This is a genomic window from Chitinophaga sp., assembly GCF_035564935.1.
Taxonomy (GTDB): domain Bacteria; phylum Bacteroidota; class Bacteroidia; order Chitinophagales; family Chitinophagaceae; genus Chitinophaga.
This window is the reverse complement of record NZ_DATMTE010000819.1, coordinates 1-3,278: the sequence shown is the minus strand read 5'-3', so window position 1 is coordinate 3,278 and position 3,278 is coordinate 1. Positions and strand designations below refer to the sequence as shown.

At 47.3% G+C, this 3,278-nt stretch carries 3 protein-coding genes; all 3 read left to right on the top strand.

Annotated features, from left to right (window positions below; translation table 11 throughout):
* Nucleotides 1–106: 106 nt before the first annotated feature.
* Nucleotides 107–391 carry a hypothetical protein gene (locus VN105_RS21370; protein ID WP_325644007.1) on the top strand — a complete coding sequence of 95 codons (285 nt, stop codon included), beginning with the start codon at nt 107–109 and terminating at the stop codon, nt 389–391.
* Nucleotides 392–394: 3 nt separating this feature from the next.
* On the top strand, nt 395–1,162 hold the full coding sequence (locus VN105_RS21365) for a thioesterase II family protein (protein WP_325644005.1): 768 nt from the start codon (nt 395–397) through the stop codon (nt 1,160–1,162).
* Nucleotides 1,132–3,278, top strand: a 2,147-nt coding sequence (locus VN105_RS21360; RefSeq protein WP_325644003.1) for a non-ribosomal peptide synthetase, incomplete at its 3' end; no start/stop codon positions are given. The genes VN105_RS21365 and VN105_RS21360, both read left to right, overlap by 31 nt.

Sequence of the window (3,278 nt, the reverse complement as noted above, 5' to 3'; positions counted from 1 at the left end):
ATGGGAAAGCGGAAAGAACTGGTAAAGGAATGGGAGGGGAAATATAATCCTGCTATAGATAAAGAAGGGGAATACCCCGGATATTACACTGATTAACTGAAATATTATGAACCGAATTGGAGACGTACCTGAAATACAACTGATCAGCAGCCAGCTCCGCGAGTTGCAAAAAACAGGGGCCATACAGGCCTGGGAAGCTCCCTGTACAAGGATACTGACCAGGAGGTCGGCCGCTTTATATTTTATTACAGCAATGTCTGAGGAAATGGAAGCGCTCATCTGGGATACACTTAAAGTCCATGAAGGTTTCGGGTACCAGTTAAACCAGTACCCCGATATTTCCTCCTTAAAATGGTGTATCACCTTTAATAACGATCCTGCTAACAGTTAACTTATGCCGGATATCATAAAGCTTTTCTGTTTCCCGTATGCCGGCGGTTCCGCTGCTATGTTTACCCAATGGAAGAAGTATATCAGTCCTGCTATAGAGTTAGTGCCGGTGGAATTGGCGGGCAGGGGAAGGCGGCTGAATGAGCCACTGTATCCGGGAATGGCTGAAGCCATAGCAGACTGCTTTGATATTGTCCGCACACATTTGAACCCTGGGGACAAGTACGCATTCTTCGGACATAGCATGGGCAGTATGATCATATACTATTTGGCAAGGGAGATTTCTGACAGCGGTTTCCCTCCGCCATTGCATCTTTTTTTCTCAGGCAGGAAAGCCCCGCATACCCGCGATGCAGAGGATAAGAAATATCACCTGATGGATGATGCAACATTTGAAAATGAACTCATCAAACTGGGAGGCACTCCCCCGGAATTTTTTGAGATACCCGAACTGATGAATATCCTGCTGCCTGTATTGAGAAGCGACTTCAGGTTGTCGGAATCGGAGCCCGTTATGTCCGATATCATTCCTTTTGATATGGATATCACCGTTTTGCTTGGAAAGGAAGAAGACATGACTGCCGACCAGGGGGATGGCTGGAAACGTCATACCAGGAAGGTTTGCAGTATTAATTATTTCCCCGGAGGACATTTTTTTCTGCATGATGAAATAGCAGCACTAGCAGATGTTATTAATCTCACCTGTTCAGGACTGTTAAAAAAAAACAATAGCAGCAGCTTATGCGGAGCAGCACATTATATGAAGCCCTGATAAATGTAAAACATGTTCATGGAGCAGGCGTAACCTTTGTTGGTAGCCAGGGACAGGAAGATTTCCTTTCTTACCGGGATCTGTATGCAGCAGCAGCAGAGAAGCTGGGATTGCTGCAAAGTAAAGGATTGCGAAAGGGAAATGAGCTGATTTTTCAGATAGAGGACCAGCGTACATATGTCATTTTCTTTTGGGCCTGCATATTGGGGGGGATCATCCCGGTACCACTTTCCGTTGGTAAAAATGATGATCACCGGAGGAAGGTATTTAATGTATGGGGAGTATTGAACCATCCTTTTATCCTGTCGGGAGAGGAGAATATTGATCAGTTGGCAAATTATGCGCAACTTCATCACCATGAAGAGGCATTTGCCGGAATGACGCAACGTTGGATATCTCCTGTTTCCATTGTGGAGATATACCCGGATGCCAGGTTACATGAACCATCTTCAGAAGAGCTGGCATTTATTCAGTTTTCATCAGGATCAACCGGGAATCCCAAAGGGGTAATGCTTACACACAGGAACCTGATCACTAATATGGAAAGTATCAGTGAAGCAGCCTGTTATAGTGCGAAAGATAGTATGCTGAGCTGGATGCCGCTAACCCATGATATGGGGATGATTGGTTTTCATCTCAATCCGCTGCTCATGGGTATTCAGCATTACCTGATCCACACAGAGGTATTTGTAAGAAGGCCGTCGCTTTGGTTGCAGAAAGCAGCAGCACACCAGGTAACTATTCTTTGTTCTCCTAATTTCGGGCTTGAATATGTAACAAAACATTGCGGTGGTGAATTGGCCGGCACGCCGGATCTTTCTGCGGTCAGGATATTATATAATGGCGCCGAGCCTATCTCGGAAGAGATCTGCCGCGTATTTTCCGATACATTTTCCCGCTACGGTTTAAAAAGAGAGGCCATGCGTCCTGTATACGGACTGGCCGAAGCCAGTCTGGCAGTATCTGTCAGCGGTTTGAACGACAACGTTATATCTGTTCAGCTGGACAGGCACCGGCTTAATACCGGTGACGCAATTGCCGCTCCGGCCGATGCTGCATCGGCCATCAGTTTTGTGAATGTTGGAAAACCCGTCCGGTATTGTAAAGTGAGGATAGTTACTGTTGAGGAGGATATGGCGCAGGAGGGGATAATTGGCCGGATACAGATTACCGGGGAGAATGTAACCGCGGGTTATTACAACAACAGCGAAGCTACACATGCCGCTGCTACGCCGGACGGCTGGCTGAACACCGGCGATCTTGGTTTCATGAAGGATGGCGCATTGTATGTTACCGGCAGGGAGAAGGACGTACTTTTTGTAAATGGCCGGAATTATTATTCACATGATATTGAGCTGGTGTCAACACAACTGGAGGAAATAGCGCTGAATAAGATTGTTGTTACCGGTGTTGCACGGGGGCAGGAACAGCAGGAACAAATTGTGGCATTTGTTTTTTACAGGGGACTGCTTTCTTTGTTTCCCGGTATTGAAAAGCAGTTGAGAACGCTGATAGGGAGCCATTTTGGTTTTGAACCGGGGTTGGTGCTGCCGGTGAAGCAGGTACCGAGAACGACAAGTGGTAAGCTGCAGCGTTTTATGTTGGCGGAACAGCTTCGAAACGGCGATTTTAATCATATAGAAGAGGAGCTGTTAATGCTCAAACAGCAAGAGGAAGAAGCGGGGGTATCTGGTGTTGAACAGCAACTGAAGGTAATATGGAAAAGCCTTACCGGCCATTCTGTAGTTCGTACTGCCGATTTCTTTGCAGATCTCGGCGGAAGTTCCTTGCGGGTGGCTGAGATGTGCCTGATGATCAGGAAAGCATTTTCAGTTGATATACCGGTAGACACTATTTATACTCATTCCACCATCCGTGACCTGGCGGCGGTGATTACCGGCCTGATACCGGCTGAGAAACCGGTTGAGCCTTCCATCGCGCCTGCGCCCGGCTATCAGGTTCATCCCCTTACACCTTCACAGAAAAGGATCGGGCATTTCTGGCAGATGAACCGCGGAAGCATAGCCTATAACCTCGCTGTGGCGTTTGATATCACCGGAAAGGTGGATGCCGCCAGGTTAGCACTGTGTATCCGCAGGATCATTGAGCGCCATGA